General features: G+C 50.7%; 5 protein-coding genes. 2 read left to right on the top strand and 3 right to left on the bottom strand.

Translation table 11 applies throughout. The annotated features are described in order from the left end of the window. Positions 1-260: 260 nt before the first annotated feature. Both AAIG11_RS15840 and AAIG11_RS15835 read right to left on the bottom strand, forming a co-directional pair. The gene (locus AAIG11_RS15840; RefSeq protein WP_343187207.1) at positions 261-662 is read right to left on the bottom strand and encodes an arsenate reductase ArsC; all 402 of its coding nucleotides are present in this window, start codon (positions 660-662) and stop codon (positions 261-263) included. Positions 663-901: 239 nt separating this feature from the next. Further along, on the bottom strand, positions 902-1,996 hold the full coding sequence (locus tag AAIG11_RS15835) for an FAD:protein FMN transferase (RefSeq protein WP_343187206.1): 1,095 nt from the start codon (positions 1,994-1,996) through the stop codon (positions 902-904). Positions 1,997-2,248: 252 nt separating this feature from the next. Here AAIG11_RS15835 and AAIG11_RS15830 point away from each other — a divergent pair, with 252 nt between their 5' ends. Further along, the gene (locus tag AAIG11_RS15830) at positions 2,249-3,364 is read left to right on the top strand and encodes an aminopeptidase (protein WP_343187205.1); all 1,116 of its coding nucleotides are present in this window, start codon (positions 2,249-2,251) and stop codon (positions 3,362-3,364) included. 31 nt (positions 3,365-3,395) lie between these two features. Then, entirely contained in the window at positions 3,396-5,867 is a 2,472-nt protein-coding gene (locus tag AAIG11_RS15825; protein WP_343187204.1) for a homocysteine S-methyltransferase family protein, read from the top strand. A 21-nt stretch (positions 5,868-5,888) separates the two neighbouring features. Here AAIG11_RS15825 and AAIG11_RS15820 read toward each other — a convergent pair whose 3' ends face one another. Next, positions 5,889-7,535 (bottom strand): MBL fold metallo-hydrolase RNA specificity domain-containing protein, encoded by a 1,647-nt coding sequence (locus tag AAIG11_RS15820; protein WP_343187203.1) that lies wholly within the window; start codon positions 7,533-7,535, stop codon positions 5,889-5,891. Positions 7,536-7,628: the final 93 nt, after the last annotated feature.

The following is a 7,628-nucleotide window of genomic DNA, read 5'->3' as shown; positions in this document are numbered from 1 at the left end:
CTAAGTGGCATGAGGTACGCTCACTATCGTGGGTCAGAGGGAGTTAAGGCACAGGCGCTGTTAACGGCGACTGCGCTTAATGTGAAAAAAATCGCCACTATCCTTGATAATAGAGGATAGGAATACCTTTCTCAAAGCAATATCACCCCTCAAAACTGATTCTAAGCGCAAAAAAGCCATGTTTCATCTCTAAAACATGACTTTTTCGACAACCTCAAACCCCCTGCTATTAGAGCAGGGGGTTTGTGCGTTAAGAAAATCTAGAGTTCGCCGGCAGTAACACGCTGCACCAAATCTTCCACCTTTTCTTTAATCAGATCCCGAGTTGTCCGAAACCCTTCAATGGGTCCACCGGAAGGATCCTCCAGTCCCCAATCCTCCTGGTGTTGGTTGGGCCAGTAAGGGCATACCACACCACAACCCATGGTGATTAGTATATCCACTTCTTCAGGAATATCTGAGAGTAGCTTCGGATAATGGTCACTCATATCAAGGCCGACTTCTTTCATGACCTCCACTGCACCAGGTTTCACTTCATGGTAAGATTCAGTGCCGGCAGAGTAAACTTCCAGAATATCTTTTCCAAGATGCTTCGCCCAGGCCTCAGCCATTTGTGAACGGCAGGAATTGTGTATGCACACAAAGGCAACCGTCTTCTTCATGATACCGCCTCCTTTGTTTTGAAACCCATCATACAGAAAAGATCTCTGAGAAACAAGCGCATTGATATAAAATTTTGATGAAGTCGACCGGCATCAATCTACATACCTTCTGTTCAGATTAAAACGGAGAGCAGGCTTTTTCGGGGCAGATGTCATTGGCATATAAGTCAGTGACAGTCAACACAACGGATCAAGTGCAGTGACGGTGGATAATCCCGGTCAGCTAAAAAAGGACTGCATTATTCGGATGCTGCCGGCGGTTCATAGGCAGTGAGTATATACGCTTCATTCATCAGTTCAAAATCCTGACGAAGTCCGGGGGTCAGAATCACTTCATCGTCGCGGGTGATAAAAAGGGCATCAGCACCGGGAGTATCAGTTACATAGCGGTAACCTTTCTCCAGCCCCATCACAAAGACGGCGGTGGAGAGGATGTCGCCCTCAAGGGCGGTGTCAGAGGCGATGGTGACGCTCACCAGTTCGTTGGAAGCAGGTCTGCCGGTGCGGGGATCAAGGATGTGGTGAAAGCGTTCACCTGTGTTTTCATCAGCGAGATAACGTTCGTAGTCACCTGATGTCACCACAGATCGATTAGTAACACCAAGACGCCCTACCAGGCCAGTGCTGCCAGGGATGGGCTCTTTGATTCCCACGTACCAGGGAGTGCCGTCAGGCTTTTCTCCCAAGGCATAGACATCGCCGCCAAAATTGACAAAACCACTGGTGATACCCAGATCCTGGAGCACCCGGGCAGCCTCATCCACGGCATAACCTTTGGCGATACCTCCCAGATCAATAGCGGTGCCACGTTGGCGTATGCGCACGTCACTGCCTGAAATTTCGATGGTTTCGATGTCAATGGCCGCCAGGGTATTCTGAATGGCTTCTCGCTCGGGTACCTGGGGCCGGTCTGTGCTGAGTCCCCAAAGGGATGTCAGGGTTCCCAGTCCGATATGAAACAACCCATCAGTGAGCTGATAATAGCGAAGACCCTCTTCAATCATAAAGAGCACATCGTCAGTTACGGTGACGCCTGTTCGGCCTGCAGCGGTATTGATGTGATAGATTTGGCTGTCAGGCAGTGTGGCAGACATGCGCCCTTCAATTTCCTGTACCCGTTCGAAAGCCGATGCCACAGCAGTGTCGCCTTCGGGCCGATGCTCACTGTGAATTCGAATGTGGCTGATGGTGCCCAGTACTGTTTCAGTCTTTTCAGACCAGCCGGGATCGGTGGTACTACAGCCAAAGAACAGAACAGCGAAAAGCAATGAAGCAGAAAGCAGCAAACTGGCCATTTTCACCGGAATGCCGCGTGTTGTCGGCAGATGTTTCATGATTTTTCCCCATTTCCTGCGTGATTAAGAACATCCTAATTACAGCATAGGCAAAAGAGAATGTCAATGGCTGGCAGTGGGAAGTGTCATGAAGTTGCATCGCTGGCCTGACTGTCGAAAGTATGAATACGAAAGTAATTGAAAAAGGTGATGACGAGGATTGTTTGTGTTAAAATGAACATGGCCAAAGAACTGTCGGCGGCTATGAATGATCAATGACAAATGACCATTACAGAGAAGGAGTGGATATCTATGAAAGATCCGCGCATTCAACAATTGGCACATAACCTGATTCATTATTCTGTTTCCCTGCAGCCGGGTGAGAAAGTTCTCATTGAAGCAGTGGGGCTGGAGTATCCCCTGGTGGAAGCCCTCATTCATGAGGCATATCAGGCGAAAGCAATGCCATTTGTTGCAGTGAAAGAACCCCGGTTCACCCGTCAGTGGCTGCTGGGAGCCGGCGAAGAACAGGTGAAACTGGCTGCTGCCGTTGAACTGCAGCAGATGAAAGCCATGGATGCTTATATCGGTATTCGGGCAGGCAACAATGCCAATGAACTGGCAGATGTACCCGGAGAAAAAATGCGCCTCTATTCAGAGCACTTTGTGGGACCGGTGCACATTCAGGAGCGGGTGGGCAATACCAAATGGGTGGTACTGCGTTATCCCAACGAAGCCATGGCACAGGCCGGGATGATGAGCACCCAGGCTTTTGAGGATTTTTATTTCAATGTGTGCAACCTGGACTATGCCAAAATGGACAAAGCCATGGACAGCTTGGTGGAATGGCTGGAGAAGACTGACGAAGTACACATCACCGGCCCTGGCACAGACCTGCGGTTTTCCATCAAAGACACTGGTGTGGTGAAATGTTCCGGCAAACGAAATATTCCTGACGGTGAGGTGTACACAGCACCAGTGAAAGATTCGGTGGAAGGAACCCTGACATACAATACACCTTCACTGCATCAGGGTTTTGTGTATGAAAACATCTGCCTAACATTTAAGGAAGGCAAAATTGTTAAAGCCATCTGCAATGATGAATCAAAAATCAATGAAGTACTGGATACCGATGAAGGTGCCCGCTATATTGGTGAATTTGCCATAGGTGTGAATCCCTACATTCTGCATCCCATGAAAGATACTCTTTTTGATGAAAAAATCATGGGAAGCTTTCATTTCACCCCCGGTAATGCCTATGGCGAAGCTGACAACGGCAACCGGTCGTCGGTGCACTGGGATTTGGTCTGCATTCAAACCGCTGCTTACGGCGGTGGTGACATCTACTTTGACGGTGTGTTGGTGCGCAAAGACGGTCTTTTTGTGCCGGAATCACTGCAGGTGCTGAATCCTGAACAGCTGAAGTAAAAGAGAATCATTGGAGAGGGAGTGAGCAGAAATGACACCGGAACAGCTTGTAAACCGTCTGAAAAACGGCATCCTGCTGGGAGATGGGGCCATGGGTACCATGCTGGGAGATGCGCTGGCCGATGTCCAGTGCCCAGAGGCACTAAATGTGCATATGCCTGAAAAAGTGAAAGCTGTCCATGAGGCCTATGTGGCGGCGGGCAGCGGCATGATTCAAACCAATACTTTTGGTGGGAATCCACTGAAATTGAAAGCCTATGGACTGGAAGCCTCTCTGGAGAAAATCAATGAGGCGGCAGTCAGGCTGGCTCGGGAAGCAGCCGGTGAGCAACGGTTGGTGGCCGGCGGCATTGGTCCGACAGGCAAATTGCTGGCTCCCATGGGTGAATTGTCTTTTGACGATGCGGTGGCCTGCTTCCATGAACAGGCCTGCGTGCTGGCAGCAGCAGGCTGCGACCTGTTTCTCATTGAAACCATGTCTGACATTCAGGAAGCCCGGGCAGCGGTCATTGGGGCCAAAAAAGCAGCGAACCTGCCGGTGATCTGTACCATGACTTTTGATGCCAATGCCAGGACCCTCACTGGTTCTGATCCGGAACAGGCGGCCACAGTGCTGGAAGCGCTGGGGGTCAGTGTGTTGGGAGCCAACTGTGGCATCGGGCCTGAAGTGATGGTGGAAATCATTCGCCGGATGCGCCGGGTCACCAGCCTGCCCCTCATGGCCCAGGCCAATGCCGGCTTGCCGGTGCTTCGGGAGGCCCAAACGTACTTTGAGATGACACCCGATAAAATGGCCGCTTTTATCAACGGAATGGTGGATGCCGGTGCCAATGTGATCGGCGGCTGCTGTGGCACCACACCAGATCATCTGGCGGCGTTTCGTGCCATTACCCGCACCTTGAAACCGGTGCAGGTGTCTGAGCGTGGTATTACCAAGCTGGCGGGCACTCAGGTTACGGTGATGGCAGGTCCCGGCCATCCCACTCCCATGATCGGCGAGAACATTAATCCCACTGCCCGAAAGGCCATTAAAGAAGCCTATCTCAGTGAGGTGTATGATCCCATTGTGGAGGAAGCCCTGCGCCAGCAAGAAGCGGGTGCCTCGGTGATTGATGTGAATGCCGGCGTTCCCGGTATTCAGCAGGTAACAGTGATGCCCCGCATCTTACAGCGAATTCAGCAAACCGTTCCACTGCCCTTGTCCATTGATGCCACCGACCCGGAAGTGACTGAAGCAGGACTGAAAGTCATTCGGGGTAAAGCCTTGATTAACTCAGCCAACGGTGAAACAGCACTGCTGGAAAGAATGGTTGATCTGGCGGTCACCTATGGGGCAGCGTTGCTATGCCTCACTTTGGATGAGAAGGGAATTCCCGAAAAAGCTGAAGGTCGTCTTGCTGTGGCCCGGCAAATGGTGGATACGGCAATCAAGAGAGGTATGCGCCGGGAAGACATTCTCATTGATCCTCTGACACTCACTGCGGGAGCACAGCAGGACCTGGTGATGGAAACCCTGCGGGCTCTGCGGATGATTCGGGAAGAACTGGGTGTGAAAACCATCTTAGGTGTCAGCAACATTTCCCATGGTCTTCCCGCTAGAAAGCCGGTGAATGCCGCATTTTTGGCCATGGCACTGGAAGCCGGGCTGGATATTCCCATCATCAATCCCAGGGAGCCGCTGTATCGTCAGACGGTGGCAGCAGCAGATGTGCTGACGGGGCGTGACCAGAAAGCCGGCAGGTATATCAAAATGGCGGCAACCGCTGAGTCTCAGCCCGGGTATCAGACACAGACAACAGCATCCACTGGAAAATCAGATATTGGAAAAATATCAAAACCGGGTACATTTGCGGCGGATTCACCGACGGCGAAGGAAGCGCAAACCCCGGCTCATCGACTTCATCAGAAAATTGTTCAGGGGGATGCCGAAGGCATTCTTCCCCTGGTGGAAGCCCTGCTGGCAGAGGGATGGAACGGACTGAAGATCATCGAAGAGGTGATCTCGCCGGCTCTGGGGAAGGTGGGGGACTGGTATGAAGACGGTACCTATTTTCTTCCGCAACTGCTCATGGCAGCCGAAGCCACACAGGAAGCCTTTGCCGCCATTAAAAAAGCCCTGCCGGGATCTGATGAAACCAGCAGAGGGACCATTGTCATGGCCACTGTGAAAGGCGATATTCATGATATTGGAAAGAATATTGTATCAGTGATGATGGAAAACCATGGCTTTCGCGTGGTGGATCTGGGGCGGGATGTACCGGCGGAAACCATTGTGGAGGCAGCTCAGCGGGAAGGGGCACACCTCATTGGACTCAGTGCCCTTATGACCACCACCATGCAGCAGATGGAACAGGTGGCAGCACTTCTAAAAACGGCGGGAATGGCAATACCCCTGATGGTGGGCGGCGCGGTGCTGACGCAGGGATATGCAGAGAGCATCGGGGCGGTCTATGCACCAGATGCGGTGCAGGCAGTGAAGACAGCCAAAAGGCTGCTGGGTTAAAGCCCGGCAGCCTCAGCCTGATCAATCACCTAAAAGCATGCCCAGTGCAATCAGTTCCTGCTGCAGATCAATCAACTTGTTTTTCAGAGCATCATAATCCTTCTTTAACATTTCTTCATCCAGTAAGCGTTCTGTCTGGGGAACCAGGCTTTCAATCTGCCGGTAAACCTGCTCAAGTTCCCGTTTAATGTTCTCTTTTCGCTGAATGGGCAGTAACACTTCGTTAGAATCGGCTTTTAACACGGCTTCTTCCATTTCAAAAACATAGCCTACAGAAGGGATTTCAACAGGTATGTGAAACTGATCCCGAATCAGAACAGCCAGTGCGCTGGAGGCATCTGGTTCGCCATGAACCAGAAATATTTTCTTGGGCTTCTTTTGAAAGCCTCGCAACCACTCCAGCAAAGCCGGTTGGTCAGCATGCCCTGAAAAACCGTCGATGCTCACCATTTCAGCTTTTACAGCGATTTCTTCCCCCAGAAGCTTCACTTTCTTAATGCCATCTTTCAGTAACCGTCCCAGTGTTCCCTGGGCCTGATAACCCACAAAAATCACTGTGTTTTTCGGGTTCCATAAATGGTGCTTCAGATGATGGCGCACCCGGCCGGCGGTACACATGCCGCTGGCAGAAATGATGATTTTTGGATGGGTGGCAGTGTTTAACTTAATGGATTCATGATGATCCCTAACAAAATGAAGGTTGTCAAATGACAGCGGGTTATCTCCCCTGAGAATCAGCTCTTTGGTGGTATCATCAAAAGAATGGGCATTCTTCTTAAATATTTTCGTGGCAGAGATGGCCATGGGACTGTCGATATAAACCGGTGTTTTTCGGAAAAGATCCATCTCGTTTGATTCGCCAAAATAACGATTCAGCTCATAGATCAGCTCTTGGGTCCGTCCAACGGCAAAAGAAGGAATGATGACGGTACCACCCCGTTGAAGTGTTCGGTTAATGGCGCTCATCAATAATTTCATTCGGTCTGACACCTGTTCATGAGTGCGGTCTCCATAGGTGGATTCCATGATGAGGTAGTCTGCCTCTTCGATGATTTCGGGGTCGCGTATCAATGGTTTGTCAGGCATGCCAAGATCGCCGGAAAAGACTATTTTCACAGTGTCTGGCGCTTCGCCGCCATTTGGCTCTGCAATCCAGAGTTCAAGGATGGCTGAACCCAAAATATGACCTGCATCCCTGAATCGAATGCTGATCTGATGGTCAATCACAATTTTTTGATCATAGAGAACGGGATGAAAGTACCGCAGGCTTTCTTCGGCATCCCTGACAGTATAAAGAGGTTCAATGGGTTGATCTCCTGCCCGTTCCCGTTTTCGATTGGTCCATTCAGCGTCATTTTCCTGAATATGGGCGCTGTCCAGCAGCATAATCTCTGCCAGATCGCTGGTGGCCCGGGTGGTAAAAATTTTCCCCCTGAAACCCTCTTTGACCAGCAGCGGAATCCGGGCGCTGTGATCGATGTGCGCATGGGTCAAAAATAGATAGTCAATGGTGGCGGGGTCATAGGTAAAGGGCTTTCGGTTCAGAGTTTCCAGTTCGCTGCTCCCCTGAAAAAGGCCACAGTCAATTAGAAAGCGTCTTGATTTCGTTTCGATTAGAATGTTGGAACCGGTGACGACCTGAGCAGCACCCAGAAAACGAATTTCCATGGCATTCACCTTTCTTTCTTGTGATAGATTCAACAACACCAGCATTGTTACATACATTCCCCAATACACAGATGACAAACAACCGAAAAAAGC

The organism is Anoxynatronum sibiricum, from assembly GCF_039414295.1.
Taxonomy (GTDB): Bacteria; Bacillota; Clostridia; order Peptostreptococcales; family Tindalliaceae; genus Anoxynatronum; species Anoxynatronum sibiricum.
Note: the sequence above shows the minus strand (reverse complement) of the source record. Positions and strands in the feature narration are given on the sequence as shown.